The following is a 26,563-nucleotide window of genomic DNA, read 5'->3' as shown; positions in this document are numbered from 1 at the left end:
GTATCGGTGTCGTCGTCGATTCGGTCGCTCACAGCACTCGCGCGCCCCGGTCTCGGGTGTCGACCAGTCGCGTCTCGCCCTCGCGGCCGTCCCACCGATCGCGAACCGTTCGGAGGCGCTCGCGGTCGCCGACGGCGACGACGCTCGGGCCGGTCCCCGACAGCGAGACGCCGTCGCAGGCGGCCATCGCCTCGACCGCGGGCTCGGTCGGGAACCCCAGCGCCGCCGAGAACGCGAGGCCGTTCACCGTCATCGCACGGGCGTGTTCGCCCGAGAGCGCCAGCTCCGAGGCCAATTCGGCCATCGGCGCGACGCGCTCGCAGGCGCTCACGTCCGTCTCGGCGGAGTAGGCGCGCTCGGGCGGCGTCCACACGAGCGCGTGCTCGGCGAACGACGCGCCGCGGTCGAGCAGGTCGTCTTCCCGGTTGTCGGTGACCGTGACGCCGCCGAGCATCGACGCCGAGGCGTCGTCGAACGCCCCGGTGACCGTGACGCCGGCGTCGCGGGCGGCGTCGACGCCGATCCGGCACGCCTCGACCGGGGCCACGTCCGCGTCGGGGTCGGTCGCCACCTCCAGTCCAAGCGCCGACAGCGTCGCCAGCACGGTCGCGTTGGCGGCCGCGCTCGAACTCTTGAGCCCGGCGGCGGTCGGCACCTCGCTTTCGGTCCGAACCGTGCCGCCCTCGTCGGCCCCGTGGGCGTCGACGACGCGCTCGACGCACCGCTCGATCAGCGTCGTGTCGCCCTCCGGGTCGCCCGCGATCGTTCCCGTCACGCCGTCGGCGTCGGGGTCGAGCGACACGGTCGCGGTCGTCTCCAGATCCAGCGCGAACGCGCTCCCGACGCCCGTCGCGAGCGCGTTGACGACGGTCCCGGCTCCGGGCGCGGCGGCGCGTCCGTCCATGCGCCACAGCGCGCGTTCGCCGGGGTAAAGCATGGCGGTCGCGTCAACGGTTCCCGGACGCGACGGTCGCTCGGTCCGGCGATCGGGAGTCGCTCAGCGTCGGTCTCCTCCAACACCGGCCGTCGCTACCGGTACCGGACTCGGCGGTACGCGAACTCGATGTCGAACCGGTCGTCGTCGAGCGAGCGGTTCGCGCGACCGTCGCGACGGTATCGGATCTCCCCGCGCACGGACCGCCGCTCGCCGGGCGCGAAGCCGTTCTCGTCGTCCCCGCGGAAGTCGCGCAGGCCGTACCCGCTTGCGACCCAACTGCGCTCCTCGGGCTGCCCGACCGGCGTGAAGTACAGATCGTACCGAAGCTCGAGCAGTTCGAACACGACGTCGCCGACGTTGTCGAGGACGACCGACGCCTGCGCCAGGGAGTAGCCGTCGTCGTCGACGACGGTCACGCCGGTTCTCACCAGCGACAGCGACCCGCGCGGCGGTACCCGGGCCTCCCGCGGCGTCGCCGTGGCCGTCGGGGACGTCGTCGACTCGGCCGTCGGTGACGCCGTCGACTCGGCGGCCGACGTCTCCGACGGCGTGGGGGAGGCGGTCGGCTCCGGGGTGGCGGTCTCCGTGGGCGTCGCCGTCGCCGACGGCGTCGCCTCCCCCTCGGGGAGCGGCGTCACCTCGCCCCCACCCCCTCCGCAGCCGGCGGTGGACACGGCGACCGCGAGTCCGCACACGCTCCCCAGGAACCCCCGCCTGTTCGCGCGTCCGTCGCGGCCCGAGTCGGAGTCGGGACCCCGGTCGGCGTTCGATCTTCGGTCGGCGTTCGATCTTCGGTCGGCGTTCGATCTCCGGTCGGCGTTCGATCTCCGGTCGCCGTCCGACTCCCCACTCATTCGCCGGCCCCCGCACCGAGGGCGGCCGCCCCCGCGGTCACGCCGCCGGCGACGACGACGGTGACGACGCCGGGAACGAGTGCCTGTCCCAGCGAGAACACCTGGTCGCTCGCCTCCCCCGCGGTGCCGCCGGCGACGCCCGCCAGGAGCGCGAGCGTCGCGACGGCCGCGCCGCCCGTCCCCGCGGCCGCGCCGACGGCGGCCGCGCGCCGGGGATCGACGTAGCCCGTTCCGGCCAGCGCGCCGACGACGCCGCCGAGGACGACCAGCGCGAGCATCCCGGCCGTCGCCGTCGCCGCCGCAGAGAGCGCGAGGTACGTCGGACCGAACTCGCCGACAGCGCCGCCGGCGTCGGCGAGGAACTGCGCGCGCGCCCAGTCGCCGGCGGCGACGCCGACGATCCCGAGGCCGATCCCGACGACCGCGTACCCCCCGGCAACGAGCGCCGTCGTCCGTCGGTCGGCGGCGCGCACGGCTCAGGCACCCCCGAGCCACGTTCGCTCGTGGAGCGTCCCCCAGTCGACGCGCTCCTCCCAGGCCGTCCGGTTCGCGCCCGTCGCCAGCAGGAACTCGCCGGCGCGACACACCAGCGCGTACGTCACGTCGCCGTCGCGGTCGTAGTAGACCCGCTCCCAGGTCGCGTCGCCGAGGGGGTAGGTCCCCTCGCGCGTCGCCCGGGTCAACAGGGTAGCGCGCGCGGACTCGGCGGCGGCGGCGTCGCGATAGCGCTGGATCAGCGTCGCGTTCGCGGTCGTCGTGCGTGGCCTGCCGTCCGGGAAGTCCGCCACGCGGTCGGTCCTGTCGACGCCGTGTGCGCCGACCAGCAGCGTCGACTCGCGGCCGCGGTCGACGAACAGCGGCGGGTAGGCGACGCTCACGTCCCGCTGGTTGCGGTCGGTCATCGGCGGACGAAGGAGTCGGCGGTCCGCGATCGGCCCCTCGACGATCGCGGGGTAGTCGCCCGGGTCCTCGCGCTCCCAGCCGTAGACGTACGACGCGAACTGCTCGCCGCGGTCGAAGGGTCGCGGGTCCGCGGTCTCGCGCGTGCTCGGCCCCCCGCCGCCGGTCGGGCCGTCGTCCCCGCCGTTCGCGTCCCCCTCGCTGTCGCCGCCGGCGTCCCCGTCGTCCGTCGGGTCCGGAACACGTGCCACCTGAAACAGCATGGGGTACCGCGGGTCGCGGTCGCCGCGACGCAGGTGACCGACCAGTCGGTTCCGGATCGGCGATCGCGACAGTCGGCTTCTGACGTACGGCTCGGCGGCCATCCCGGCCGTGAACGCGCCAAGTCGCTCCAGTTCCTCGACGGTTCGGTCGTGGTCGCCGCGTCTCGCGAACTTCTCGATCACGCCGAGGTGGTACTTCGACCGGCGATCCAGGCGGTTGTGGACGGTGAAGTGTCCACCGACGGCCGACTCCGCGGTCGCGACGACCTCCTCGAACACAGTCTCCAGAGCTGCCGCGTCGGCGGGCGTGACGGCGTCGCGTTCGGCCAGATCGCGGGTCGCCGTCGTCGCCCGCCCGAGCGCACGCCGGTAGGTCTCGATCGCGTCGGGGTACGTCTCGGCGAACCACCGTACCTCGTCGGCGACACGCCGCGTCCTGTCGGCCAGCGCCGGGTTCGACTCGTCGACGCGGGCGGACTCTCGCCCGTCCGTCTCACCGTCGGGGTCGTCGACCGCCCGTGCAGCGGTTCCGGCGGTCTCGCCATCGGCCGCCGTCCCGGTCTCGGAGGGATACGAGACGTTCGATCCCGAGGCGAGACACCCGCCGGCGAGCGACGCGAGGGCGGCGGTCGCGCCCGCCAACACCCCTCGCCTGCTATGCATGGAGCGTCGTCCGGGTCGCCGAGAGATAAAGCTCGGGGTAACTCGACCGTCGGTCGCGGTCGGGAACGATCGCGCCTCGCCGCGCTTATCGGCGTCGGGCCTCCATCTCGAGGCATGAGCGCGCCGAACCGCAGCGATGTCGCCCCCGCGAGCGTCTCGGTCGCCCTCCGGGAGGAGGGGGTCGAGGTGGAGTACCTCGACGGCCGGGTCACGTTCTACCACGGCGTCCCCCGGGCGGTCGAGGACACCCTCACCACCCCGCCGGGCAAGGAGACGCACGTGCTCGTCACCGACCCCACGGAGACCGAGGGCGTGCTGCTGTACGTGAACGACCTGAAGACGCACGACGAGATTCTCGAGGACACCGGCGTCGGTCGCGTCATCCTCGACGAGGGCGAAACGGAGGAGCTGTTCCCCGGCGTCACCGCCCGCAGGCCGGGCGGCCAGCGCACGGAGATCGAGGCCGATCCCGAGGTCGCCGGCGGCCGCGTGTTCGCGTTCGTCGAGGACGACTGGGGCGAGGACAGCTACGAGTTCGTCGCCGACGCGGACGCGGACGCTGCCGACGCCACCGGCACCGCCGACGCCACCGATACCGCCGATACCGCCGACACGGACCGCGCCGGCGACGAGGCGGAGTGAGATGAGCCTCCGCAAGCCGTGGCGGGATCTCGACCGCTCGACGGTCGCCGCCGCGCCGGACCGCTACGGCGTCTACGAACTGGGCGACGCCGACGGCGACGCGGTCGGGCACGGTGTGGGCGTCCTCCGCGACGAACTGAAGGAGGCGCTTGCGTACGGCGACGCCGAGGCGGTCCGGTGGGTGGTCGCCGAGTCGCGGGACCACGCGGAACGTCTCGCCGACGAGCGACTCTGAGTCGTCGGGCGGATCCGAGCAGCAGGGCGGCGACCGATCGGCCCGCAGCCTCCCGTCGACCGTCGCGCGCTACTGGAGGTACGACGGTTCCTCGGCGTCGCAGTTCTCCTCGTGCTGTTCGGCGTCCTCGCGGTCGTCCAGTAACAGCCCGCACGCGTCACACTGGTACCACGTCATGTCGTCACGCTCCGTCTCCGTGACCATGGCTACCACGTCACGGCCCGCGGGTAAATCGGTACCGGCGGTCGGTCTCTCGCTCGAGCGGCCCGATCGCTCAGAAGTCGGGGAGGTCGTCGGGGGCCTCGAACTCGCTCTCCCAGTCGACGTACTCCGCTTTCAGTACCTCGCAGACCACCTGCCCGAACTCCGTGAGCGCGGCGTTGATCGCCGACACCTGCGCCCAGCTCTCCAGTTCCGGATGGAGATCGCGCTCCTTCCAGTCCTCGGGGATCCCGGGGGCGTGGTAGCCGACGCGGTCGGCGAAGTCGTCCCAGAAGAAGTCGAAGCCGGCGAAGAGGTCGAGCTCGCCCGCGATCGCCCACGTCTCGGCGTCGATGTCGGCGTCGGCGGCCCACCGGTCGAACGCCGTCGCCCACGCCCCCTCCCGGAGGAACGCCTCCAGTTCCTCGCGGTGATACTCGTCGCCGGCGACATCGGTGTCGTCGTACTCGCTGGGGTCGACCGTCGACAGCGTCGGCGGCGGCGGCACGTCGGCGTCGAGGCTCATGTCTCGCGGTTGCCCGCGAACACGCAAAGGCCTGCCGGAGCGCCGGAGTTATTCGGATCACGCCCATATACTGTTCCATGCCAACACGACGCGATCTGCTCGCGGGGCTGGGGGCGACCGCCGCTGCCGGCGTCGCGGGATGCGTCCAGATCGGCTCCAGCGGGTCGGCTCCCGCAGCGGGCGACGCCGACACCGCGACGGCCGTCGGAACCGAGTCGGAAGCCGCCGCGGCCGACCAGCCGGCCGACGCCACCTCGACGGCGGTGTACGAGTCGACGATCCAGTCGGTCGTCGGCGTGCTCAACTACGGTCGAAACGGCCCGCAGGGAAGCGGCTCCGGGTTCGTCGCCGGCGACGGATACGTCGTCACGAACCAGCACGTCGTCGCCGGTGCGACGGAGGTGAAGCTCCGGTTCCAGGGCAACGAGTGGCACGACGCCGAGATAGTCGGCACCGACGCCTACTCCGACCTCGCGGTGCTGCGGGCCGACGAGCGCCCCGACTCTGCGACGCCGCTGTCCTGGGTCGACACCGATCCCGAGCCGCCGGTCGGCACGTCGGTCATGGCGATCGGCTCGCCGTACGGCTTCAGCGGCTCCGCCTCGACCGGCATCATCTCCGGTGTCGATCGGGTGCTGTCCGCGCCGAACAACTTCACCGTCGCCGACTCGGTGCAGACGGACGCCGCGCTCAACCCCGGAAACTCCGGCGGCCCCCTCGTCACCTTCGAGGGCGAGGTCGCCGCCGTCGCCGCCCGCGGCGGGGGGGACAACATCGGCTTCGGCGTCTCCGCGGAACTGTCGAAGCGGGTCGTGCCCGAACTCGCCGAGACCGGCGACTACGCCCACCCGTTCATGGGCGTTCGCCTCCTCGAAGTGTCGCCCGTCATCGCGGAGGCGTACGACCTCGACGACGTGGGCGGGGTGCTCATCGTCGAGGTGCGCGAAGACGGCCCCGCCGCCGGCACCCTCGAGGGATCCGACGACGAGACGGTCGTCGACGGCGTTCAGGTTCCCACCGGCGGCGACGTGATCGTCGGCATCGGCGGGACGGACGTGGCGGTACAGGCGGACCTGTCCAACTACCTCGCGCTGGAGACGTCGCCCGGCGACGAGGTCGAGTTCACGGTCGTCCGCGACGGCCGCGAGTCGACCGTGTCCTTCGAACTCGGCGAACGGCCCGATCCCGGCCTCTGAGGCGGGCTATCGGGAGTCGCCGGCGCGGTCGCTCGTGCCGTCGTCCCGGCCGCCGTCGCTCCCCGCGTCGCCGCTCGCCCTGTCGTTGCTTCTCCCGCCCTCGTGACCGCCGTCGGTCGCGGCCGCCCCGGTGTCGGAGCGGTCGGCTTCGCCGCCGCCGAACTCGAAGCCGTCGGCGGCGACCCCGGCATCGCCCGCGATCTCCTCGTCGCCAGCGACCTCGTTGTCGCCAGCAGTCGCATCGTCGCCCGCGTCCGTCTCGAAGCCGCCGGCGAGGTCGCGGAGTTCCTCGGCGCGCTCGGCGAGCCGCTCGACCTCCTCGCTCACCTGCGTCAGCGACGCGGACTGTTCGGTCGCGGCCGCGGAGACGCGCTCGGCCTCCTCGGCGGTCTCCTCGCTCACCTCGGCGACCTCGTCGGCCATCGCGACGACCTCCTCGGCGCTGGCGGCCTGGTCGCCCGCGGCCGTCGAGATGGACTGCACGCCGTCGTTGGCGTCCTCGACGGCCTCGACCACGTCGCCGAGCGCGCCCAGCCCGGTCTCGATCGTGTCGGCCCCCTCCTCGACGCGCGCGGCCGTCTCCTCGATGTCGTCGACGGCCGTCGCCGTCGACGACTGGACCGCGTCGATGCGGTCGGCGATCCGACCGGTCGCCTCCCGCGTCTCGGTCGCGAGCTGTTTCACCTCCTCGGCGACGACCGCGAAGCCGTCGCCCTCGGAGCCGGCGCGGGCGGCCTCGATCGAGGCGTTGAGCGCGAGGGTGTTCGTCTGCTCGGCGATGTCGTCGATCAGGTCGACGATCTCGCCGATCTCGGTGACCTCGGACTCCAGCCCGCGAACCGCCTCGGCGGTCGACTCCGTGTGCGCTTCGATGGCGGCCATCTCGTCGATGGCGGCGTCCGCGAGTCGGCTCCCCTCCGCGCCGCGCTCGGCGGCCGCCTCCGATCGCTCGGCCACCTCGTCGGCGGTGGCGGCGACCTCCTCGACGGCCGCCGAGAGGTCGGACATCTCGTCTGTCACCTCCCGGAGGTGGTCGACCTGCTCGTCGGCCCCGGCGGCGATCCCGTCGGTCGCGCTCGCGACCTCGCCGGCGGCGCGACGCGTCTCGGCGACCCCGCTGTCGGCCTCGTCGCTGGCGGCGGCCACCTCCGCGGCCGCGCGGTCGACCCGGCCGATCGTCGCCTCCAGTTGGGCCATCATGTCGTTGAACTCCGCGGCGATGCGCGCCATCGACTCGTCGTCCACGTCGGCGTCCATCCGCGCGGTGAGGTCGCCCTCGGCCGCTCGCTCCATCGTCTCGCCGTACGACTCGGCTGCGGCCGCCAGCGTCTCGTTCGTCTCCTCCATCTCCTCGATCAGCGACTCGAGGTCCGCCCGCATCGCCGACAGCGACGCCCCCAGTTCGCCGGGGACGTCCTCCTCGAGCACGGGCGCGTCGAACTCGCCGTCGGCGACGGCCGTCGCCTGTCGGGAGGCGGTCGCGAGGTAGTCACGCACCTCCTCGAAGGCCGTCCGGACCTCGCCCACCTCGTCGATCCGGTTGCCGGCGGCGACGCCGTCGGCTCCGACCGACCCGTCGCCGGTTTCGTCGCCGGTCGTCTCGCTCGCGACCCGGGTGCCGCCGTCCGTCGCGGCCGCGGTCGCGTCGCCGGCGGCGAGCGCCTCGGCGCGGCGCGCGAGGTCCCGCAGGCTCCGGGAGGTGGACCGACCCATGGTCGCGCCGATGACGACGAACCCGAGCGCGGCCAACGCGATCACAGCGCCCAGCGCCGTCTGCACCTCGGTCACGATCCCGTAGGCGGTCGCCGTCGGAACCTCGCGCACGACGACCCAGTCGGTGCCCTCCACCGGCGCGTACGCCATCACCGTGCCGGCCGCTTCCATGTCGTGTGCGCCCGAGTGCTCGCGACCGTTCGCGAGCGCGTGGGAGTCGACGCCTCCGGCGAACGTCTCGCCGACGGCCGCCTCGTCGGAGGCGATGTGAACGGTGGCGTCCTCGCCGTCGACGACGCTGAGCGACCCCGAGCCCTGATCGCCGGCGGCCCCGGCGACCGACGACACGTCGACGGTCATCACGATCGCTGTCTCTGTACCCGGGATCCAACTGGCGAACGCCATCAGGTGTGAGCCCGCCCGCCGGTACGTCTTCGAGACGACCGCCCCCGTCGGCGATATCGTCGACAGGTCGTCGCCGTCGGTCTCCCAGTCGATGAAGTTGAGCGAGGAGTCGATCCGCACGTCGTCCGTGCTCTGTTCGACGACCATCGACTCGGTGTCGACGACGTGGATCGCCGTCACCGACTCCGGGAGCTTCCGGTGTTCGAGTTCGATCGTCGTCCGCACGTCGTCGCCCTCCTGACCTTTCGCCTGCTGTGAGATCAGCCTCGCGGTCCGACGGTTGTTCTCGACCCAGATCGACACCTCGCTGGCGCTCGTCTCCGCGCTCGCCGTGAGGTCGTCGTGTGTTCGGTCGGTAAGCTGTGCTGCGACTTGCCCCTGGAGGAGCACGCCAGCGCCCGCGACGACGACGAGCGTCGCGAGCGTCAGCGCCGTGAACTTCCGGAGATACGTCGCGCGTATCACGTCCGGGATCCTGCTCATACACCCCGTTTTTCGGGGGTGTATTTACTACGTCTCCCGTAAGAATCAGCGTTGAAAACCGCGGACGGTCGACCGGTCGCCCGCGGATCGACTCACTCCAGCCGGTCGGACACGTCCGACAGTTGCTCGCGGCGCGCCTCGGTCGCCTCGGCCCGGAGCGCCTCCTCCTCGGCGGTCGGACACGACAGCTCCGGAACCGGCGTCGGCGACCCCGAGTCGTCGAGCGCGACGAACGTCAGAAACGAGGTCGTGGTCCTGTGCTCCTCGCCGGTCTTGGGGTTCTCCGCGCGCACGTCCACTTTCACGTCGACGCTCGTGCGCCCGGTGTTGAACACGTACGCCTCCAGCACCGCCACCTCGCCCAGGTCGATCGGCGCGATGAAGTCGACGTGATCCATCGACGCCGTGACGCACTGGCGGCGCGAGAACCGCATCGCCGCGATCGCCCCGCAGATGTCCATCCAATGGAGGACCGCGCCCCCGAGCGCCCGGCCGAGGTTGTTCGTGTCGTTCGGGAGGAGGAGTTCGGTCATCTCGGTGTACGATCCCGCGAGCGTTCCCTCGTCGTCGGCCATGCCTCCCCGTATCCGGTCCGCCGGTATCAACCCCGGCGGTGACCCGGCCGAAGGATTATTTCGCAGCCGTCCGGATCGAGAGACGTGATAACGAACCGCGAGATATCCTCCCACCGGCTGCTGGACGAGGCGCTCGAGGAGGTGGTCGAGTCCGCCAGCGAGAACGGGCTCCCGGCGGACGACATCGCGACCGCCCTCCGCGAGCGGGCCGACGAGGTGGAGTCGACGGTCGACGCGGCTCGAGGAGACATCGGCGACGGCGACGCCACTCAGCGGTAGCGGTACTCGTCGTCCGGGTCCGACGACCCCGGTCCGGTGTCCGGACCGCGGTCGTCGGGCTCGAGATCCCGGTCGTCCACGTCCGGCGGCCCGGGGTCGTCGCCGAGGTCCATCGCCTCGGGGGGTTGGCCGGCCTCGTCGACGATCGCGTCGTCGACGAGGATCGGACATTCCACGCGGGCCGCCAGCCCGACGGCGTCGCTCGGCCGGGCGTCGAAGACGAACCGCTCGGGCTCGCCGTCCTCGTAACGCTCGGCGTCGACCTTCCCGTAGAAGGTGCCGTCGGCGAGGTCGTCGATCCGGACGGAGTCGATCGCCCCTCCGAACTCCGTTACCATATCGACGAGCAGGTCGTGCGTCAGCGGTCGGTCGAACGGTTCGCCCGCGAGCGCCCCGCGGATCGACCGCGCCTGGTCGGGCGTGACGAATATCGGGAGGTACTCGCCGCGCACGCGGAGGACGACCGCGGGGACTTCCTCGCCGTCCGGGCCGACCCCCACGCCGATGCCGGCGACCTCGGCCTCGTGATCCATGTCTCACGACACGTGGCCCGGACATGAATACCTACCGTGCGGCCCCCGACGGACGCGCCCGGCGGGTCGCCGACGTGGGACTCCGACAGGCGTATACCGGGCCGACGGGAACACGCGGCCGATGACCATCGGAACCGGATCGCGGCCGGGGTGGCGGGCGTGAGCCGCGACGCCGACGCGCCTCGCGACGACGCCGTCGACCCCTCCCCCGGCGACTCCTCCCTCGGCGACTCGGCCGGCGGCTCCGCCCCCGGCGGGACGCCGCGGCCCTCCAACCCCGACGGCGAGGGGAGCGTCCGCGTCGTCGGCACGGCCCACGTCTCGGAGGCCTCGGTCCGCGAGGTCGAAGCGACGGTCGACGAGGAGCGCCCCGATGTCGTCGCCGTCGAACTCGACGAGGGACGCTACCGGCAGATGAAGGGGGAGACGCCGGACGACCTCGACGCCGGCGACCTGCTCCGGGGCAACACCGTCTTTCAGTTCCTCGCGTACTGGATGCTCTCGTACGTCCAGACGCGGATGGGCGACCGCTTCGACATCGAGCCCGGCGCGGAGCTGCTGGCGGCCGTCGAGACCGCCGAAGACCTCGGCATCTCGGTCGCGCTCGTCGACCGCGACATCCAGACGACGATCCAGCGGTTCTGGGCCAGGCTCTCCCTGCTGGAGAAGCTCCGGATGGTCGGCGCGCTCGCGTTCGGCGTCACCGACCCCCGCGTCGCGGGCGTCACCTTCGGGCTCGTCGTCGGACTGTTGCTCGGCCCCGCGATCGGTCTGTTCGGCGGGGCGGTCGGGATCACCGCGGCCGTCCTCGAGCGCGTCGCCGTCGGCGGGCTCGCCGGACTGGTCGCCGGCTACCTCGCGGTCCGCGTCGCCGACGCGACGCTGGGAGCCGGCGGAGGGGGAGCCGCCGGTGGGGAAACGGCCGACGGCGACGCGGACGGCGCGACCGGGCTCGCGGGACTGGGAATCGGTGCGGCCGTCGCCGTCGCGGTCGGCGCGACCGTCGCCGTCACCGGGATCGGTGTCGCGCCCGTGGCGGGGGCGCTCTCGGCCACGATCGTCCGTGCGGTCGGCGGCCTCGCGCTTGGCCTGCTCGCGGGACTGACCGTCGGGGCGCTGGCCGCCCTCGCGATCGACGCGCTCGGGCTCGGGATGGCCGCGGGCGACGCCGACGAGTTCGAGGGGTTCGACCCCCACGAGCTGACCGACGCCGACGTGGTGACGGCGATGATGGAGGAGTTCCGCCAGTTCTCGCCGGGGGGCGCGGAGGCGCTCATCGACGAGCGCGACGCCTACATCGCCCACCAGCTCGTCGGCCTCCGCGAGTCGGGCTACGACGTGGTCGCGGTCGTCGGCGCGGGCCACCGTGAGGGCATCGAGTCGTACCTGCAGTCGCCGGAGACGTTGCCGCCGATGGACACGCTCGTCGGGACGGCGGACTCCGGGAGGATCCCGTGGGGGAAGATCGCCGCGTTCGCGATCTCCGCGGCGTTCATCGCCTTCTTCGTGTTGCTGGCGATGGCCGGGGTCAGGAACGAGCAGTTGCTCGCGCTGTTCGCCGCGTGGTTCCTCATCAACGGGGCGTTCGCGGCCGGGCTGGCGAAGCTGGCGGGGGCGCGCTGGCGCTCGGCCGGCGTCGGCGGCGCGGTCGCGTGGATGACCTCGATCAACCCCCTGCTCGCGCCGGGGTGGTTCACCGGGTACATGGAGCTTCGCCACCTGACGGTGAACGTCGCCGACATCGGGACGCTGAACGAACTGCTGTCGGACGAGTCGCGACCGATCCGCGCGATCGTCTCGGACATGCTCGACGTGCCGCTGTTCCGGCTGATCGTCGTCGTCGCGGCGACGAACATCGGGAGCGTCATCGCTTCCCTGCTGTTCGCCGCCTACGTCGTCCCGGCGTTCGCGGGCTCGCTGGACGCCAGCATCACCGACCTGATGATCCAGGGCGCTCGCGAGTCCGCCCGGATCGTCTGGGGGGCCGTCGCGTGAGCCGCCGATCCGGCGGCGACGCTTCCCGCGGGTCCGCCCTCGCGGTCGCCGGCCTCGCCTTCTCGGGGCGCGAGCTTCGCGACTTCCTGCTCGCGTGGGTCGCGCTGTCGGTCGCGTTCACCGTCTTCTTCGCCGGGGGCGGAACGACGGTGATCCGGTCGCTCACCGCCGGCGCGCTCGGGTCGGTCGGCGGCCTGCTCCTCGTGAGCCTACTGACCGCGGGCGTCGCGTTCCTGCTGCACGAACTCGCGCACAAGGTCGTCGCGGTCCGGTTCGGCCAGCGCGCGGCGTTTCGGGCGGACTACGGCATGCTGTTCCTCGCGGTCGTCGCCGCGACCGCGGGCTTCCTCTTCGCTGCGCCCGGGGCCGTCCACCACGTCGGCCGGATCACGAAACGCGAGAACGGCCTCATCGCGCTGGCCGGTCCGCTCGTGAACCTCGTGCTCGCGGCCGTGTTCGCGCCGCTGCTGCTTGTCGGACTCGCGGGGTTCTCGTCGGTCCTGTTGACCGTCGGGACCTACGGCGTCGCGGTGAACCTCCTGCTCGCGGCGTTCAACCTCGTTCCCTTCGGCCCGCTCGACGGCGCGACCGTGCGCGAGTGGTCGACGCCGGTGTGGCTCGCGACGTTCCTCCCGAGCGCCGCGCTGGCCGTCGGGTTCGCGCTGTTCGTGCTGTTCTGAGGCGGTCGGTTCGCCCGTCTCACGCGCCCCGTTCGCACAGAGGCGCTCGCCTCGCTCACGGATCACGCCGTTCACATCGAGGTCTCCCTTCGGTCGACCTCGCTCCGCTCGCACCTCGCTGGATTCGTGGGCGGAGCGGCACAGGACCGCTCCGCCGCGGACCGCGGCCTCGCTCCGCTCGGCCGCGCTGTCTTTGCGGGCGGCTCGCACACGAGCTCGCCGCCGTTCGCCGAGGCACTCACTCCGTTCGTGCCTCGCTGTCGGTGCGCTTTTGCTCCCGCCCGAACCCCTCTCGACCATGGCAGACGACGCCGCGCGCGGAGACGGCGCGGACGCGACCGACGGGGAGGAGGACAGCGAACCGGAACTCACCTACGCCGACGCCGGCGTCGACATCGACGCCAGCGAGGCGGCGACCGCGGCGCTCGTGTCCGCGGTCGGCGACGCCGGAGCCGGGGGGAGCGACTACGCCGGCCTGCTCGACATCGGCGACCGCTATCTCGCGCTGGCGACCGACGGCGTCGGGACGAAGCTCATCGTCGCCGAGGCGCTCGGCGACTACTCGACGGTCGGCATCGACTGCATCGCGATGAACGCGAACGACCTCGTCGCCGCCGGCGTCGACCCGGTCGCGTTCGTCGACTACCTCGCGGTCGACGAGCCCGACGAGACGTTCTCCGAGCAGGTCGGCGCGGGCCTGCGCGAGGGAGCCGAGCGCGCCGGCGTCGAACTCGTCGGCGGCGAGACGGCCGTGATGCCCGAGGTGATCAAGGGGCTCGACCTGGCGGGCACCTGCGCCGGCCTCGCGGCCAAGGACGCCGTCTTCGACGGCCGCGCCGAACCGGGCGACGTGCTCGTCGGCTGGGCCTCCTCGGGCATCCACTCGAACGGGCTCACCCTCGCTCGCGAGGCGGCGACCCGCGACCACGAGTACACCGATCCCTGTCCGTTCGACGGCTACGACACTGTCGGCGAGGCGCTCTTGGAGCCAACCCGAATATACGCGGACCTGCTCGGCCCGATGCGCGAGCACGGCGTCCGCGGCGCGGCCCACCTCACCGGCGGCGGGTGGACCAACCTGGAGCGCCTCGGTGACCACCGCTACGAGGTGACCGACCCGTGGCCGGTCCAGCCCGTCTTCGAGTTCGTACAGCGCGAGGGCAACGTCGCCGACGAGGAAATGCACCGCACCTTCAACATGGGCACCGGCTTCGTCGCCGCGCTCGCACCCGAGGACGCCGAGTCGCTGGCGGCCGAGACCGATGGGAGAGTGATCGGCACGGTTGGGGAGGGTGAGGGCGTCGCGATCCGCGGACTGGAGCTGTAGTCCGGGCGTCACCCCGGCCGCTCCGGCTCTCGATCCGACTCCGACTCAGACTCCCGATACCCTCGTAGCTCGTGAGTCCACCCCCGATCGCGCTCTTTCGACCCGTCGCCGCGGAGGCTCCGGCCGTGCCCCCGCGTCGCCGCCATCTCGACGCGTCCGTCGTCGTCGACCCGGGGGAGGTACCGACCGAGCGCGTCGACGACGGCAGCCTCGTTTTCGACGTTCTCGCGGTCGAACGAGAGGGACCGGCGGTACCGTGCCTCGCGCGGGAGTTCGAGCTCCCCGCCCGTGAGTCGGTAGCCGACGAACCCGTCCCAGCCGTGGAGCCGGCCGCCGACGCGGAGCCCCGCGTCCGTCACCGCGACTCGGATGTCGGCGTCGCCGCCGATCCCGCCGTCGGCTTCTCCCTCGCCGTCGCCCTCGTCGTCTCCGTCGGAATCGTCGTCTCCGCCGGCTGACGCCAGCGCGCTCGCGGCCGTGATGAGGCTCGCGATCCCGGTCATCGCCGAGGTCCAGCCGTCGTCGCCGAGGTAGCCGAGCGCTCCCGCGAGCGTGACCGCGCCGACGCCGAGGAGCGCGACGGCGACTGCTATCCGTACTTTGCTCCGACTCTCGCCGCGGAAGGCGGCGTGTTCGGTCGCGTCGTCGATGCGGTCGCGGTGGGTTGCCGCGTGTGCGACGCCGAGCGCGACGAGCGCCGGGACGCCCGAGGCCGCGCCGACGGCGGCGACAGATGCGGGAAGCCCCGGCGCGAGGTCGGCGATCACGACTGCCAGCCACGCGATCGATGGAGCGGCGGAGACCCCTACTGCGAGCGGAACGGGGACGGCCGCGATCGTTCCCGCGAGGTCGTCCGCCGCCGTCGCGCCGGCGACGACGACGGAGAACACGCCCGCGCCGACGCCGAGCAGGAGCGCCGGATCGGCGGGGACGCCGGGAACTAGCGCCGTCGCCGGCGCGACCGCGCCCGCGGCGAACGCCGCCAGCGACGCGGGGAGCAGGAACTCGGGGAGCCGGTGGAGGGCGGACATCGATCCGAGGCTGTTTCCGAGTCGGAATAAATCCGTCCGTCGTCCTCTTGGCGATGCGGGGTCAACGCCGTGTATGACCAGCGACACGGGTCCGGCGCTCGGCGAACTGTCGCTCGTCGGCGACCTCGTCGCCCGCGAGCGCCGGAGCGAGCGCCCCGCGCTTCACGCCGCGGCGCTCGACCGGACGTACAGCTACTTCGATCTGTGCAACACCGCCTGCAAGGCGGGTAACGTCCTCAGCCACGTCGGCGTCCGCGAGGGCGACCGACTCGTCGTCGACGCCGACCCCCACCCGCAGGCGGTGTTCACCTTCCTCGGTGCCGCGCTGCTGGGAGCCGTGACCGAGTTCGACTCGGATCCGGGCCGCGAGTGCGACGCCCGCGCGGTCGTCGTCCCCGTCGAGCGCGAGGACGAGTTCGACCTCCCCGGCGGGTCGAAACTCGTCGCCTTCGGCGGCGACCCCGTGCGCCCGGCCACCACCCACTGGGAGGAGGAGGTGTGGAGCGAGAACCCCGCGTTCCCGCCGACGTTTCACGACCCCTCGGAGCCGATCCTCCGCGGTCGCGTCGGCGACGCTGCCGGAGACGCCGCCGGCGACGACGGCCGGACGTACTCGCACGCCGACCTGCTCGCGGCCGCCGGCGACGCGGTCGATGCGCTCGATCTCGACGCGGATTCGCGGGTCGGGGTGCGCGCGCCGCTGTCCGACCCGCGGACGGTCGCAGCGGGCGTCCTCGCGCCGCTGGCCGCGGGCGGGGTGATCGCCCTGCCCGACGGTGACGTATCGATCGACGCGACGGCGGCGGTCGTCGCGGGCGACGGAACCGCAACTGAGAACGGGGTGCTGGATGTCGTCGACGTGACGCTCTAGCTCGCCCCCCGCAGCGCCTCCAGCGCCTCGGGGTTCTCCATCGACGAGAGGTCGCCCGGGTCCTCGCCCTGGTGGACCGCCGAGATGGCCCGACGGATGATCTTCCCCGACTGCGTCTTGGGGAACTCCTCGACGAACAGGATCTCGCGGGGTCGGAACGGCTTGCCGTGCTCCTCGCCGACCTGCGCGCGGAGTTCATCCCGGAGTCCGTCCGACGGGTCGACGCCCGGTTCGAGGACGACGTACGCGACGACCGCCGTGCCTGTGGTGTCGTCGTCGACGCCGACCGCGGCGGCCTGGTTCACGGCGTCGTGGTCGATGAGCACGCCCTCGATCTCGGCGGGCCCGACCTTCCGGCCGGCGACGTTGAGCGCGTCGTCGGCGCGGCCGTGGAGGAACCAGAAGCCGTCCTCGTCCTTCTGCGCCCAGTCCCCGTGGTTCCACATGGGCGGGTCCGCGTACTTCGACCAGTACTCCTCGAGGTAGCGCTCGTCGCCCGACCAGAGGCTCTTGGTCATGCTCGGGCAGGAGTCGCGCGCGACGAGGTAGCCGCGCTCGTGGCTGTCGGCGATGCTCTCGCCGTCCTCGTCGACGATGTCGATGTCCATCCCGAGTCCGGGGCCACCGAGGGTACACGGCTTGAGGGGCTGATCCGGCATCGGCATGAGGAAACAGCCGCAGATCTCGGTGCCGCCGGAGATGTTGACGATCGGGATCTCGCCGTTCCCGACGTGCTCGTGGAACCACAGCCAGGACTCGGGGTCCCAGGGCTCGCCCGTGGACCCGAGGATCCGGAGGCTGGAGAGGTCGTGCCCCTCGACGTGCTCGTCGCCGTGCTTGCGCAGCGCGCGGATCGCCGTCGGCGAGATTCCGAACTGCGTCACGTCGTGGCGGTCGATCGTCTCCCAGAAGCGGTCCGGCCCCGGGTGGTCCGGCGCGCCCTCGTACATGAGGACGGTCCCGCCGAAGGTGTGGTTGCCGATGAGCGTCCACGGTCCCATCATCCAGCCGATGTCCGAGACCCACCAGAAGACGTCGTCGGGCTTCTGATCGAAGCCAAAGTGGATCTCCTTCGCGCACTGCACCTGCACGCCGGCGTGGGTGTGGACGATCCCCTTCGGCGTCCCCGTCGTCCCCGAGGAGTACAGCAGCATCGACTCCTGATCGGCGGGCAGCGACTTCGTCTCGTACTCCGGTGAGGCCTCCGCGACGGACTCGCTCCACCACTCGTCGCGGCCGTCGGTCCAGGGGATCTCGACGTCCTCGGCCGGATCGCTCGCGCCGATCCGGTCGTACACGACCACGTCCTCGACGTGGCCGACCTCCTCGATCGCCTCGTCGGCGGTCCCCTTCAGCGTGACCGGGTCGCCCCGGCGGTAGAAGCCGTCGCCGGTGAACAGCACCGAACACTCGCTGTCCTCGATCCGGGTCGCGGTCGCCTCCACGCCGAAGCCCGAGAAGATCGGCACGGCGATCGCGCCGACCTTGAAACAGCCGTAGAGGATGCTCATCACCTCCGGCACCATCGCCATGTAGAGACCGACGGTGTCGCCGGTCTCGACGCCCCGCGATTCGAGGTAGTTGGCGACGCGGTTGCTCTGCTCGTGGAGGTCGCCGAACGTCACCTCGCGCACGTCACCGGGTTCGCCCTCCCAAACGCACGCCACATCGTCGCGGGCGTCGCCCGCGGCGTGGCGGTCGACGACGTTGTGTGCGAGGTTGATCTCGCCGCCCGGGTACCAGTCGGTGAACTGCGGACCGTCGGAGTCGTCGCGGACGGCGTCGTACGCCTCGTAGAAGTCGATCCCGAGATAGTCGACGATCTCGTCCCAGAACCAGTCGACGCCGGAGTCGGGCTCCCCCTCGAGTTCGGTCGTCGTGCGCTCGATCAGCGACTCGTAGTCGTCGATGCCGTGCTCGCGCATGAACGCGCGGACGTTCGTCGCTTCGGCGAACGCCTCGTCGGGCTCGTGAACCACGGCGTCGGTGTCGACCGTCGCGGTCGGGTCGTCGCTCATGATCGGCCGTTCTTGCGGGGAACGCAAGTATGTTTATACGACGGTGCGGCGTGGTCGTTCCGCCGAGCGGTCGATGCGCTCGGTCCGGGAACCGGCCGACGACGCACCCCGGGCGATCGAGACAAGACCGAAGTGGGGGCGACGAGACGACTCCGTATGACCGATTCACCCGCCGAGTTCGACCCCACGACCGCCTTCGACCTCTCGGGTCGCGTCGCCGTCGTCACCGGCGGCACCCGCGGGATCGGACTGGCGACATCGCTCGGACTGGCCAACGCCGGCGCGGACGTGGTGCCCACGAGTCGGACCGCAACGGACGTGGAGGACGCCGTCACGGCCGTCGAGTCTCGCGGTGCGGCGTCGCTGGCGCGCCCGACGGACGTGACCGACGCCGACGCGGTGACGGACCTCTTCGCGTCGGTCGAGGCCGAACTCGGCGGCCCGGACGTGGTCGTCAACAACGCCGGCGTCAACCCCGACGGCGCGCTCGGCCCGCCCGAGGCGACGACCGAGGACGACACCGAGTTCCTGCTCGACGTGAACCTCCGCGGCGCGCTCAGGTGCGCCCGCGCGGCCGCCGAGGGACTGCGCGCGGGCGACGGGGGAAGTCTGATCAACGTCGCCTCGGTCGGCGGGCTGGTCGGCCTCCCTCGGCAACACCCGTACGTCGCCTCCAAACACGGGCTCGTCGGCGTGACGAGGTCGATGGCGCTGGACTGGGCACCCGACGTGCGCGTGAACGCCGTCGCGCCGGGGTTCGTCTTCACTGATCTGACCGCGGACATCGAGGGGAACGACCGCCTGGAGGAGTCGATCCGCGATCGCACTCCCCTGGACCGCTTCGCCGACCCCGCGGAGGTGGCGGGACCGGTCGTGTTCCTCGCGAGCGACGCCGCGAGCTACGTGACCGGCGCGTGCCTGGCCGTCGACGGAGGGTGGACGGCCCGGTAGCTCCCGTCGTCGACCCCCTGGAGGACTCCCCCACAAACGGTAACACCCGTCCCCGCGTAGTTCCCGGTATGTACGTCCGCGACGCCAAGAACCGCGACGAGGCGTGGCTGCTCGACCACATCGAGGAGATGGGGCTCGACGAGCGCTCGTTTCGGTCCCGGGACTACGTGATCGCCGTCGAGGAGGGGTCCGACGCTCGCGCGGGGTTCGGTCGCCTCCGCGTCCACAAGACGGACGACGGCGAGTTCGTCGAGCTGACCGGGATCGGCGTGCTGGAGACGTGGCGCGGGCAGGGCGTCGGGGCGCACGTGATCGAGCGACTGGTCGAGACCGCCGGCGACGAGGGGTTCGACGAGGTGTACTGCTTCACGCCGACGGCGAGGTACCTCGCGCAGTTCGGGTTCGAGGCGCTGGACGACGGGGCCGTGCCCGACGCGCTCGCCGACCGCCTCGCGACCGTCCGCGACGACACCGACGGCGAGGCGACGCCGCTGCGGCTCCGACGCGAGGACTTCGGGATGCCGGAGCGGCTTCGCGAGCGGTTCAAACACGCCGTCCCCGAGGGCGGGGATCCGGAACCGACCCCCGAGGAGACGGCCGAGGACTTCGGCATCGACCCCGACGAGGCGACCTACAAGTACGACACCGGAGGCTGAGCCGACCGGCCGGTCTCCCCTCAGGTCCGACCTTCGAGGAAGTCCGTCGAGAAGACGAGGTACGCCAGCACCGAGCAGAACAGGATCGGCGGGAGGATCAGAAACCCCCACAGCGGTTCGAGCCCCTGTAGGAGGATCAACACGACGTTGCCGACGCCGATCGCGAGGAACGGAAGCACGGCGAGGGCCGCCCACTTCCGGCTCCGTCCGGAGCCCCCGCTCGCGTCGGTATCGGGCTCCGTTCCGCTCGGGTCGGCCTCCTCGCCGGCGGTCGTCGCCATGGCGGCGAGTCGGGGCCGCGGTCACAAAAGGGGCCCGCTCGGCTCCGTGGCGTACCGACTACTTCGGCAGGTGTACCGCTGGAACATCCGTTCGTTCGTTGCTGAGAATCAATCGGCTCTCGCTCCTCGAACCGCGGCGGATGCCGCGTGGTAGAGTGCACCGAGGAGAACGGACAGTACGTACGTATAGACGAGGAATATACCAGCGACCAGCGGGAGACACGACAGCGTCCTACACCCCGAGATCCGTCCCGATTCCAGCGCGAGAGTCCAGACGGGGGTCGCCAACCAGCCGAACTGTACGGAACCACCCGTGAGTAACGGAGAGACGACTCCCGAAACAAGAATCAGCAGGAACGCCGCGAGGACGGCCCGATTCAGGAAGACCGTGCGAATTCGCCGCCGCTCCATAGGTCCGCGCTTCGGGACACTCCGGCAAGTGCTTTGTCCGTATCTACCGATCTGCTGGGCTCATCCTGTACGTGGCTGCGGACCGCGACGGAGCCGTCCGTTCACGCGGCCGCGTCGTCGTACCGCGAGGCGACGCTCACGAGGCCGAACAGCGTCACCAACACCAGCGTCGCCAGCGCCGCGCCGTACAGCGCCATCGCCGCCGGCGACCCGGGGAGGGTCACCAGCCCGAAGACGGTCACCGCGCCCACGGCGTTGTTGGCGGCGACGACGTACCCCGCCGCCGCCGCGAACACCGTCACCGCCGCCGCCGTCCCGATCAGGTACGGCCGGCTCGACACCTCGACCGCCGGACCTTCGCCCTCCATCCCCGACCGATCGTCGGCTGCGTCGTCGCTCACGACAGCCGGTTCGGTCGCGACCGTCAAGGCGCTGTCGGGAACAGTCCGGGATGGCGGCGAGCGACGGGCGACTCCGTGTGACGGGCGACTCCGTGTGACGGACGACTCCGAGCGGTTTCGGACCAGGCCCGCTCCGTGCCCGGCGGCCGCTTTCGCGTCGCCGGGTCGCCCACGTTTATCACCGCGGAGGCGGAGCGGTTCAGTATGACAGACGATCCGCTCGTCGCCGCCGCCCGGGAGGCGTTCGCCGACGCGTACGTCCCCTACTCCGAGTACCCCGTGGGCGCGGCGCTCCGGGCCGCCGACGGCACCGTCTTCGTCGGCTGTAACATCGAGAACGCCAACTACTCCAACTCCCTGCACGCCGAGGAAGTCGCGCTCGCGGAGGCGGTGAAGCACGGCCACACCGAGTTCGACCGCCTCGCCGTCGCCTCCGAGGCCGCCGACGGCGTCACGCCCTGCGGGATGTGTCGCCAGAGCCTCGCAGAGTTCTGCGACGGCGACCTCCCCGTGGTCTGTGACGAGGGGGACGAGGTCACCGAGTACACGCTCGGGGAACTGCTTCCGGACACGATCAGCCTCGAGACGCTGAACGACGCCGCCGAGCAGCGGGGACAGCGGTAGGCTCTCGGCCTCAATCCGGAAGCCCGGGGCCGCGAGATCGCCGACTCGCTCGCCCCGCCTGCGACGGTCGTCCGTCGACTCACTCGCGCCGACGCGCGCCCACGAGGAACGCCGGGCTTCGCGAGCCGCGGCGCTCGAACCCCGTGTCGAACACGAACGACAGCGACCACCCGTCGTCCGGGCCGAACAGCTCTCGGATCTCCGCGCGCGACAGCGACGCCCACGTGGCCGCCGCGCCGTCCGCGCGGGCGTCACACAGCAGGTAGTACCGCCCGCCCGGGCGCAGCGTCCGCCGGATCGCCTCGACCGCGCGCTCCCGTTCGGCCGGCCCCAGACAGTGCAACATCGCCGAGTCGACGACGGTGTCCGCGCGGACGCCCAGGTCGTCGAGTCGGAGCGCGTCCCACGCCAGGAACTGCGCGGGGATCCGTCGCCAGCGGGCCTTGGCGCGGGCCCGCTCGATCGCGCTCGGGGCCACGTCGACGCCGAGGACCTCGTGTCCGCGACGCGCCAGAAACAGCGACAGTTCCCCCGTGCCGCACCCGACCTCGATCACCCGCGACCCGATCCGGCCGGCCTCCGCGAGGTGGACGAACGCGCGTTGCGGGCGGCCGATGTCCCAGTTGGGCGGGCTCCCTCGATAGCTCGCGTCGAAGCCGTAGGCGGCCGCTGGGTTGTGTACGTCGAGTCCCGAGTCGGTGCGCGAGGACACGACGGCGCTTCGCGGGCCCGCAACTAAACGCTCGCCCCGCCGAAAGCGAGCGAACTACATACCGCCCTCCGGAACGTCGCGGGCATGAGCGACGATCCCGCCTCCGGTGACGATCCCGCCTCCGGTGACGATCCCGCCCACGGCGACGACCCCGGCCCCGACGACGACAGCGAGAACCCGAACGAGGAGGTCCAGTACCACATCGAGGTCGGTCCCGACGACGTGGCCGACGCCGTCCTCCTGCCCGGCAACCCCGAGCGCGTCGACAAGATCACGGCGCTGTGGGACGACCACGAGGAGCGGGCGTTCCACCGAGAGTACCGCACGGCGACCGGAACGTACGACGGCGAGCCGCTGTCGGTCACCTCGACGGGGATCGGGTCGCCGTCGGCGGCCATCGCGGTCGAGGAACTGGCGCGGGTGGGCGCGGACACCTTCATCCGCGTCGGCTCCTGCGGCGCGATCCAGCCGGAGATGGCGGTCGGCGACCTCGTCATCACCTCCGGCGCGGTCCGACAGGAGGGGACCAGCGACGAGTACGTCCGCGAGGACTACCCCGCCGCCGCCGACCACGAGGTCGTCGCCGCGCTCGTCGCCGCCGCCGAGCGCCTCGGCTACGACTACCACGTCGGGATCACGATGTCCGCGGACTCCTTCTACGCCGGGCAGGGCCGTCCCGGGTTCAAGGGGTTCGAGGCCGCCGGCAGCGACACCCTCGTCGACGAGCTTCGCGAGGCGAACGTGAAGAACATCGAGATGGAGGCCGCGGCCATCCTCACCATCGCGAACGTGTACGGTCTGCGCGCCGGCGCGGTCTGTACGGTGTACGCCAACCGCGTCACCGGCGAGTTCCGGACCGAAGGGGAGTCGCGCGCGGCCGAGTGCGCCAGCCTCGCGGCCGCGTTGCTGGCGCGCATGGACGAGGTGAAGCGCGAGGCCGGCGTCGACCGCTGGCACGCGGGCCTGTCGCTGGAGTGAGGCGGGGCGTCGTTTCAACACCCCTTTATCCTCCGGCTGGATAGCTGCCGTCATGAGTACGCAGGTCGTCGTCGTCGGGGCCGGGTACGCCGGTGCCGGGACCGTGAAGGCGTTCGAGGACGCCATCGAGCCGGACGAGGCGGAGCTGACGTGGGTGTCGGAGCACGACTACCACCTCGTCCTCCACGAGGCCCACCGCGTCATCCGCAAGCCCGAGGTGGAGTCGAAGGTCGCGATCCCCGTCGAGGAGATCAAATCCGACGACACCGAGTTCGTCCGCGGCCGCGTCACCGAGGTCGACGCCGACGAGCGGGTCGTCCGCACCCGCGCGGGCGACGAGATCGACTACGACTACCTCCTGCTGGCGGTCGGCTCGGCGACGGCCTTCTTCGGCATCGACGGCCTCCGCGAGCACGCACTGACGCTGAAGACCCTCGACGACGCCCGCGAGATCCACCAGGCCGTCAAGACCGCCGGCGAGGAGGCGACCACGACCGACCCCGCGAAGGTCATCGTCGGCGGCGCGGGCCTGTCGGGCATCCAGTCGGCCGGCGAGATCGCCGAGTTCCGCGACGACCACAAGGCACCCATCGACGTCGAGATCGTCGAGGGCCTCGACTCGGTGTTCCCGAACAACGATCCCGAGGTGCAGGGCGCGATCCGCAAGCGCCTCGACGGCAAGGAGATCGGCGTCTCCACCGGCGAGTTCATCTCGAAGGTCGACGAGCACGCCGTCTACCTCGGCGGCGCGGAAACCGAGTACTACGGCGAGGACGGCGAGGGCGACGCGCCCGCTCCCGAGGACATCGACTTCTCCGACGACCTCGTGATGGAGTACGACGTGCTGCTGTGGACGGGCGGCATCACCGGCCACGACGAGGTCGACGACTTCGGCGTCGACGCCGACGACCGCTCGGGGCGGGTGTACGCCGAGTCCACCTTCGAGACGAGCGCCGACGGCGTGTTCGCCATCGGCGACACCGCGCTCGTCGAGCAGGACGACGACGAGGTCGCACCGCCGACCGCGCAGGCCGCCTGGCAGGCCGCCGACGTCGCTGGCGAGAACCTCGCGCGCGCGGTCCGCGGCGCGCCTCTGAAGTCGTGGCGGCACGAGGACAAGGGGACGCTCATCTCCATCGGCGAGGAGGTCGTCGCCCACGACGTGCAGGCCCCCGGGTTCAAGATCCCGGTCAACACCTTCGGCGGCCCCGCCGCAAAGGCGCTCAAGAAGGGCGTCGCGAGCCGCTGGATCGCCGACGTGACGAGCCTCGGGCGCGCGGTCAACGCCTGGGGCGACATGTGACGACGGCGCGATAGCACGCAGCGTCCGTTTCCTCGTACAGTTCGTGCCAGCGACGCGCTTCGGCGGCCCACCCCGTCACCCATGCGCCGCCCCAGCGCCGCGACCGTGCCGGCGATGCGACCGCCCAAGCGCCGCGACCGCTCCAGCGCCGCGACCGAGCCGACTGACGCCGTTGCTGTCGGTGCGAACGCTCGCAGAACCGCCGCGCCCTCGCGCTCGCCGACGGTGCCGTCGCAGTCGTCCGCGCGGTCGGTCTCGGGCGATTAGTGCTCGGGCGGCTCCGAGGGCGCTTCCATCGACTCGATCTTGAGGATCAACACCGATTCCGTGTCGTCTTTCCCGTCGAGGACGCCGTCGATGACGAGCTTCGACAGCGGCGTCGGCCCGACGCTGACGGCGTCGCCCTCGTGGAAGTCGCGAACCGACCCCTGGATGTGGATCTCCGCGCGACACAGTTCGGGGTGGTGGACGGAGGTGAGGTTGATCTCCTGGACGTTGACGTTCTCGAGGCGCTCGCCCTCGTGGAACAGCGGCGTCGACGCCGGCTCGTCGAGGTTCTGGAGGTCCAGCGCCTCGAAGGCGTTGGCCGTCGGCTTGTACCCGCCTTTGGGGCCGGGTACGCCCTCGACCAACTGCAACGCCTTCAGGCTCTGCATCTGGTTGCGGATCGTGCCGGCGTTGCGGCCGACCGCGTCGGCGATCGTCTCCCCCTTGACGGCGTCTTCCTCCTCGCGGTAGAGGTTCACCAGTTCGTTGAGGATCTTCCGTTGGCTGTCGGTGAGCTCGATGGACGACATTCGTTCATGATTTTCCGGGACGCCGCTTAAAACCACGGACCCGGGGACGTGACGGGGATGGCGACGATAGCCCCCGTGGACCGGGATCGCGGCCCGTGCGCTCGGCAGGACCGACACCGCTTTCGGGGTCGCGCCGGCCAGAATGCGTATGGACGATTCGCGCGTGCTCGTTACCGGCGGTGCGGGCTTCATCGGTTCGAACCTCGCCAACACGCTCGCGGCCGCAGGCAACGACGTGATCGCACTCGACAACGAGTTCCTCGGCACTCACGAGAACCTCTCGGACGACGTGGAGTTCGTCGAGGCCGACGTGCTCGACGACGACCTTCCGACGGACGTGGACAGCGTGTTCCACCTCGCGGCGCTGTCCTCGCGACAGATGCTCGAGGAGAACCCCAGACGGGGCGCTCGCGTCAACGTCGAGGGGTTCGTCAACGTCGTCGAACAGGCCCGCGCCGACGGCTGTGACACGATCGTCTACGCGTCGACGTCCTCGGCGTACGGCAGTCGGACGGAGCCGAGCCCCGAGGACATGGACCTGGAGGCGTCGACCGGCTACGACGCCTCGATGCTCGGACGCGAGCGCTACGCCGAGTACTACAACGACTTCTACGACGACCTGACGTGTGCCGGTGCGCGCTTCTTCTCGGTGTATCAGGGGTACGGCGGCAACGAGGGGCACAAGGGCGAGTACGCCAACACCGTCTCGCAGTTCGCCGACGCCGTCGCCACCGGCGAGTCGCCGGTGCTGTGGGGCGACGGCTCCCAGACGCGCGATTTCACCCACGTCGACGACATCGTCCGCGGACTCGAGGCGATCGCCGACCACGAACTGGCCGGCGTGTACAACCTCGGTACCGGCGACCCCTACTCGTTCAACGAGACGATCGAGCTGATCAACGACGCGCTCGGCACCGACGTCGAACCCGTCTACGAGCCGATCCCGCTGGAGAACTACGTCCACGACACCTGCGCGGACATCACGCGGATCCGCGAGGCGACCGGGTGGGAGCCGGAGATCGACTTCGAGGAGGGCGTCGAGCGCGTCTGCGCGCCGTACCTCGAGGAGTAGCGGGCCCGGTGACCGACCGTCGCCTCCCCGCCGGCCGGAACCACCCCGTT

28 protein-coding genes and 1 pseudogene are annotated in these 26,563 nt (G+C 71.6%); 14 read left to right on the top strand and 15 right to left on the bottom strand.

Going from position 1 to position 26,563, the window contains the following annotated elements:
• Positions 1–28 precede the first annotated feature (28 nt).
• The 4 genes from Hbl1158_RS10710 to Hbl1158_RS10695 all read right to left on the bottom strand — a co-directional run bounded on the left by Hbl1158_RS10710 (position 29) and on the right by Hbl1158_RS10695 (position 3,617).
• Positions 29–904 carry a shikimate kinase gene (locus tag Hbl1158_RS10710; protein ID WP_234297243.1) on the bottom strand — a complete coding sequence of 292 codons (876 nt, stop codon included), beginning with the start codon at positions 902–904 and terminating at the stop codon, positions 29–31.
• Positions 905–1,029: 125 nt separating this feature from the next.
• The gene (locus Hbl1158_RS10705) at positions 1,030–1,791 is read right to left on the bottom strand and encodes a hypothetical protein (RefSeq protein WP_234297242.1); all 762 of its coding nucleotides are present in this window, start codon (positions 1,789–1,791) and stop codon (positions 1,030–1,032) included.
• Positions 1,788–2,264 carry a hypothetical protein gene (locus Hbl1158_RS10700; protein ID WP_234297241.1) on the bottom strand — a complete coding sequence of 159 codons (477 nt, stop codon included), beginning with the start codon at positions 2,262–2,264 and terminating at the stop codon, positions 1,788–1,790. Before Hbl1158_RS10700 ends, Hbl1158_RS10705 begins: the two co-directional genes overlap by 4 nt.
• 3 nt (positions 2,265–2,267) lie before the next feature.
• A complete protein-coding gene (locus Hbl1158_RS10695; RefSeq protein ID WP_234297240.1) occupies positions 2,268–3,617 on the bottom strand; it encodes a hypothetical protein in 1,350 nt (449 codons plus the stop codon).
• 114 nt (positions 3,618–3,731) lie between these two features.
• On the opposite strand from Hbl1158_RS10695, the pseudogene Hbl1158_RS10690 reads away from it, so the two are divergent.
• Together Hbl1158_RS10690 and Hbl1158_RS10685 are read left to right on the top strand one after the other, a co-directional pair.
• Positions 3,732–4,163, top strand: a pseudogene (locus tag Hbl1158_RS10690) (DUF5796 family protein); the annotation flags it as partial.
• A 97-nt stretch (positions 4,164–4,260) separates the two neighbouring features.
• A complete protein-coding gene (locus Hbl1158_RS10685) occupies positions 4,261–4,494 on the top strand; it encodes a hypothetical protein (RefSeq protein WP_234297239.1) in 234 nt (77 codons plus the stop codon).
• 69 nt (positions 4,495–4,563) lie between these two features.
• On the opposite strand, the gene Hbl1158_RS17170 is transcribed toward Hbl1158_RS10685, so the two are convergent.
• Positions 4,564–4,698 carry a hypothetical protein gene (locus tag Hbl1158_RS17170; RefSeq protein WP_255764068.1) on the bottom strand — a complete coding sequence of 45 codons (135 nt, stop codon included), beginning with the start codon at positions 4,696–4,698 and terminating at the stop codon, positions 4,564–4,566.
• A gap of 70 nt (positions 4,699–4,768) precedes the next feature.
• A complete protein-coding gene (locus tag Hbl1158_RS10680; protein ID WP_234297238.1) occupies positions 4,769–5,221 on the bottom strand; it encodes a hypothetical protein in 453 nt (150 codons plus the stop codon).
• A 77-nt stretch (positions 5,222–5,298) separates the two neighbouring features.
• Between Hbl1158_RS10680 and Hbl1158_RS10675 the strand changes: the two genes are divergently transcribed.
• On the top strand, positions 5,299–6,417 hold the full coding sequence (locus Hbl1158_RS10675) for a trypsin-like peptidase domain-containing protein (RefSeq protein ID WP_234297237.1): 1,119 nt from the start codon (positions 5,299–5,301) through the stop codon (positions 6,415–6,417).
• A gap of 6 nt (positions 6,418–6,423) precedes the next feature.
• Here Hbl1158_RS10675 and Hbl1158_RS10670 read toward each other — a convergent pair whose 3' ends face one another.
• Together Hbl1158_RS10670 and Hbl1158_RS10665 are read right to left on the bottom strand one after the other, a co-directional pair.
• A complete protein-coding gene (locus tag Hbl1158_RS10670) occupies positions 6,424–9,018 on the bottom strand; it encodes a methyl-accepting chemotaxis protein (RefSeq protein WP_234297236.1) in 2,595 nt (864 codons plus the stop codon).
• Positions 9,019–9,110: 92 nt separating this feature from the next.
• A complete protein-coding gene (locus Hbl1158_RS10665) occupies positions 9,111–9,593 on the bottom strand; it encodes an acyl-CoA thioesterase (protein WP_234297235.1) in 483 nt (160 codons plus the stop codon).
• A gap of 84 nt (positions 9,594–9,677) precedes the next feature.
• On the opposite strand from Hbl1158_RS10665, the gene Hbl1158_RS10660 reads away from it, so the two are divergent.
• Complete coding sequence (locus Hbl1158_RS10660; protein WP_234297234.1) at positions 9,678–9,872, top strand: hypothetical protein; 195 nt, start codon at positions 9,678–9,680, stop codon at positions 9,870–9,872.
• On the opposite strand, the gene Hbl1158_RS10655 is transcribed toward Hbl1158_RS10660, so the two are convergent.
• Entirely contained in the window at positions 9,863–10,405 is a 543-nt protein-coding gene (locus tag Hbl1158_RS10655) for a bifunctional nuclease family protein (protein ID WP_234297233.1), read from the bottom strand. The two genes, Hbl1158_RS10660 and Hbl1158_RS10655, sit on opposite strands and share 10 nt — an antisense overlap.
• A gap of 159 nt (positions 10,406–10,564) precedes the next feature.
• Here Hbl1158_RS10655 and Hbl1158_RS10650 point away from each other — a divergent pair, with 159 nt between their 5' ends.
• The 3 genes from Hbl1158_RS10650 (at position 10,565) to purM (ending at position 14,407) form a co-directional block, all read left to right on the top strand.
• Entirely contained in the window at positions 10,565–12,400 is a 1,836-nt protein-coding gene (locus tag Hbl1158_RS10650) for a TraB/GumN family protein (protein ID WP_234297232.1), read from the top strand.
• Positions 12,397–13,080, top strand: coding sequence for a metalloprotease (locus Hbl1158_RS10645; protein WP_234297231.1), 684 nt, complete (start codon positions 12,397–12,399; stop codon positions 13,078–13,080). The genes Hbl1158_RS10650 and Hbl1158_RS10645 overlap by 4 nt, the downstream gene beginning before the upstream one ends.
• A gap of 298 nt (positions 13,081–13,378) precedes the next feature.
• On the top strand, positions 13,379–14,407 hold the full coding sequence (purM, locus tag Hbl1158_RS10640; protein WP_234297230.1) for a phosphoribosylformylglycinamidine cyclo-ligase: 1,029 nt from the start codon (positions 13,379–13,381) through the stop codon (positions 14,405–14,407).
• Positions 14,408–14,415: 8 nt separating this feature from the next.
• On the opposite strand, the gene Hbl1158_RS10635 is transcribed toward purM, so the two are convergent.
• Positions 14,416–15,438, bottom strand: a complete 1,023-nt coding sequence (locus Hbl1158_RS10635; RefSeq protein WP_234297229.1) for a hypothetical protein — start codon at positions 15,436–15,438, stop codon at positions 14,416–14,418.
• A gap of 73 nt (positions 15,439–15,511) precedes the next feature.
• On the opposite strand from Hbl1158_RS10635, the gene Hbl1158_RS10630 reads away from it, so the two are divergent.
• The gene (locus Hbl1158_RS10630; RefSeq protein ID WP_234297228.1) at positions 15,512–16,309 is read left to right on the top strand and encodes an AMP-binding protein; all 798 of its coding nucleotides are present in this window, start codon (positions 15,512–15,514) and stop codon (positions 16,307–16,309) included.
• Here the strand turns inward: Hbl1158_RS10630 and Hbl1158_RS10625 are convergent.
• Positions 16,306–18,327 carry an AMP-binding protein gene (locus Hbl1158_RS10625; RefSeq protein WP_234297227.1) on the bottom strand — a complete coding sequence of 674 codons (2,022 nt, stop codon included), beginning with the start codon at positions 18,325–18,327 and terminating at the stop codon, positions 16,306–16,308. The two genes, Hbl1158_RS10630 and Hbl1158_RS10625, sit on opposite strands and share 4 nt — an antisense overlap.
• A 156-nt stretch (positions 18,328–18,483) precedes the next feature.
• Between Hbl1158_RS10625 and Hbl1158_RS10620 the strand changes: the two genes are divergently transcribed.
• Both Hbl1158_RS10620 and Hbl1158_RS10615 read left to right on the top strand, forming a co-directional pair.
• Positions 18,484–19,278: an SDR family oxidoreductase gene (locus tag Hbl1158_RS10620; protein ID WP_234297226.1), complete on the top strand. Its 795-nt coding sequence runs from the start codon at positions 18,484–18,486 to the stop codon at positions 19,276–19,278.
• A 68-nt stretch (positions 19,279–19,346) separates the two neighbouring features.
• Positions 19,347–19,934 (top strand): GNAT family N-acetyltransferase, encoded by a 588-nt coding sequence (locus tag Hbl1158_RS10615; protein WP_234297225.1) that lies wholly within the window; start codon positions 19,347–19,349, stop codon positions 19,932–19,934.
• A gap of 20 nt (positions 19,935–19,954) precedes the next feature.
• Here Hbl1158_RS10615 and Hbl1158_RS10610 read toward each other — a convergent pair whose 3' ends face one another.
• Both Hbl1158_RS10610 and Hbl1158_RS10605 read right to left on the bottom strand, forming a co-directional pair.
• The gene (locus tag Hbl1158_RS10610) at positions 19,955–20,215 is read right to left on the bottom strand and encodes a hypothetical protein (protein ID WP_234297224.1); all 261 of its coding nucleotides are present in this window, start codon (positions 20,213–20,215) and stop codon (positions 19,955–19,957) included.
• A 512-nt stretch (positions 20,216–20,727) separates the two neighbouring features.
• Positions 20,728–21,027: a hypothetical protein gene (locus Hbl1158_RS10605; RefSeq protein ID WP_234297223.1), complete on the bottom strand. Its 300-nt coding sequence runs from the start codon at positions 21,025–21,027 to the stop codon at positions 20,728–20,730.
• A gap of 177 nt (positions 21,028–21,204) precedes the next feature.
• Between Hbl1158_RS10605 and cdd the strand changes: the two genes are divergently transcribed.
• Positions 21,205–21,651, top strand: a complete 447-nt coding sequence (gene cdd / locus Hbl1158_RS10600; RefSeq protein WP_343213614.1) for a cytidine deaminase — start codon at positions 21,205–21,207, stop codon at positions 21,649–21,651.
• Positions 21,652–21,730: 79 nt separating this feature from the next.
• Here cdd and Hbl1158_RS10595 read toward each other — a convergent pair whose 3' ends face one another.
• Positions 21,731–22,363 carry a class I SAM-dependent methyltransferase gene (locus Hbl1158_RS10595; protein WP_234297221.1) on the bottom strand — a complete coding sequence of 211 codons (633 nt, stop codon included), beginning with the start codon at positions 22,361–22,363 and terminating at the stop codon, positions 21,731–21,733.
• An 84-nt stretch (positions 22,364–22,447) separates the two neighbouring features.
• Between Hbl1158_RS10595 and Hbl1158_RS10590 the strand changes: the two genes are divergently transcribed.
• Together Hbl1158_RS10590 and Hbl1158_RS10585 are read left to right on the top strand one after the other, a co-directional pair.
• On the top strand, positions 22,448–23,341 hold the full coding sequence (locus tag Hbl1158_RS10590) for a nucleoside phosphorylase (protein ID WP_234297220.1): 894 nt from the start codon (positions 22,448–22,450) through the stop codon (positions 23,339–23,341).
• A gap of 52 nt (positions 23,342–23,393) precedes the next feature.
• Positions 23,394–24,644 carry an FAD-dependent oxidoreductase gene (locus Hbl1158_RS10585; protein WP_234297219.1) on the top strand — a complete coding sequence of 417 codons (1,251 nt, stop codon included), beginning with the start codon at positions 23,394–23,396 and terminating at the stop codon, positions 24,642–24,644.
• Between the two features lie 263 nt (positions 24,645–24,907).
• On the opposite strand, the gene Hbl1158_RS10580 is transcribed toward Hbl1158_RS10585, so the two are convergent.
• Entirely contained in the window at positions 24,908–25,441 is a 534-nt protein-coding gene (locus Hbl1158_RS10580; RefSeq protein ID WP_234297218.1) for an HTH domain-containing protein, read from the bottom strand.
• Between the two features lie 148 nt (positions 25,442–25,589).
• Between Hbl1158_RS10580 and Hbl1158_RS10575 the strand changes: the two genes are divergently transcribed.
• Positions 25,590–26,513, top strand: a complete 924-nt coding sequence (locus Hbl1158_RS10575; RefSeq protein ID WP_234297217.1) for an NAD-dependent epimerase/dehydratase family protein — start codon at positions 25,590–25,592, stop codon at positions 26,511–26,513.
• Positions 26,514–26,563 lie beyond the last annotated feature (50 nt).

Origin of the sequence: Halobaculum sp. CBA1158 (assembly GCF_021431925.1) — an archaeon.
Classification (GTDB): Archaea; Halobacteriota; Halobacteria; order Halobacteriales; family Haloferacaceae; genus Halobaculum.
This window is presented reverse-complemented; position numbering and strand designations above follow the sequence as displayed.

Excerpts from the sequence above, each read along its gene's own strand:
- Hbl1158_RS10710 (WP_234297243.1), bottom strand. The coding sequence starts at position 904 with ATGGACGGACGCGCCGCCGCGCCCGGAGCCGGGACCGTCGTCAACGCG.
- Hbl1158_RS10705 (WP_234297242.1), bottom strand. The coding sequence starts at position 1,791 with ATGAGTGGGGAGTCGGACGGCGACCGGAGATCGAACGCCGACCGGAGA.
- Hbl1158_RS10695 (WP_234297240.1), bottom strand. The coding sequence starts at position 3,617 with ATGCATAGCAGGCGAGGGGTGTTGGCGGGCGCGACCGCCGCCCTCGCG.
- Hbl1158_RS10685 (WP_234297239.1), top strand. The coding sequence starts at position 4,261 with ATGAGCCTCCGCAAGCCGTGGCGGGATCTCGACCGCTCGACGGTCGCC.
- Hbl1158_RS17170 (WP_255764068.1), bottom strand. The coding sequence starts at position 4,698 with ATGGTCACGGAGACGGAGCGTGACGACATGACGTGGTACCAGTGTGAC.
- Hbl1158_RS10680 (WP_234297238.1), bottom strand. The coding sequence starts at position 5,221 with ATGAGCCTCGACGCCGACGTGCCGCCGCCGCCGACGCTGTCGACGGTC.
- Hbl1158_RS10675 (WP_234297237.1), top strand. The coding sequence starts at position 5,299 with ATGCCAACACGACGCGATCTGCTCGCGGGGCTGGGGGCGACCGCCGCT.
- Hbl1158_RS10670 (WP_234297236.1), bottom strand. The coding sequence starts at position 9,018 with ATGAGCAGGATCCCGGACGTGATACGCGCGACGTATCTCCGGAAGTTC.
- Hbl1158_RS10665 (WP_234297235.1), bottom strand. The coding sequence starts at position 9,593 with ATGGCCGACGACGAGGGAACGCTCGCGGGATCGTACACCGAGATGACC.
- Hbl1158_RS10655 (WP_234297233.1), bottom strand. The coding sequence starts at position 10,405 with ATGGATCACGAGGCCGAGGTCGCCGGCATCGGCGTGGGGGTCGGCCCG.
- purM (WP_234297230.1), top strand. The coding sequence starts at position 13,379 with ATGGCAGACGACGCCGCGCGCGGAGACGGCGCGGACGCGACCGACGGG.
- Hbl1158_RS10635 (WP_234297229.1), bottom strand. The coding sequence starts at position 15,438 with ATGTCCGCCCTCCACCGGCTCCCCGAGTTCCTGCTCCCCGCGTCGCTG.
- Hbl1158_RS10630 (WP_234297228.1), top strand. The coding sequence starts at position 15,512 with ATGACCAGCGACACGGGTCCGGCGCTCGGCGAACTGTCGCTCGTCGGC.
- Hbl1158_RS10625 (WP_234297227.1), bottom strand. The coding sequence starts at position 18,327 with ATGAGCGACGACCCGACCGCGACGGTCGACACCGACGCCGTGGTTCAC.
- Hbl1158_RS10620 (WP_234297226.1), top strand. The coding sequence starts at position 18,484 with ATGACCGATTCACCCGCCGAGTTCGACCCCACGACCGCCTTCGACCTC.
- Hbl1158_RS10615 (WP_234297225.1), top strand. The coding sequence starts at position 19,347 with ATGTACGTCCGCGACGCCAAGAACCGCGACGAGGCGTGGCTGCTCGAC.
- Hbl1158_RS10610 (WP_234297224.1), bottom strand. The coding sequence starts at position 20,215 with ATGGCGACGACCGCCGGCGAGGAGGCCGACCCGAGCGGAACGGAGCCC.
- Hbl1158_RS10590 (WP_234297220.1), top strand. The coding sequence starts at position 22,448 with ATGAGCGACGATCCCGCCTCCGGTGACGATCCCGCCTCCGGTGACGAT.
- Hbl1158_RS10585 (WP_234297219.1), top strand. The coding sequence starts at position 23,394 with ATGAGTACGCAGGTCGTCGTCGTCGGGGCCGGGTACGCCGGTGCCGGG.
- Hbl1158_RS10580 (WP_234297218.1), bottom strand. The coding sequence starts at position 25,441 with ATGTCGTCCATCGAGCTCACCGACAGCCAACGGAAGATCCTCAACGAA.
- Hbl1158_RS10575 (WP_234297217.1), top strand. The coding sequence starts at position 25,590 with ATGGACGATTCGCGCGTGCTCGTTACCGGCGGTGCGGGCTTCATCGGT.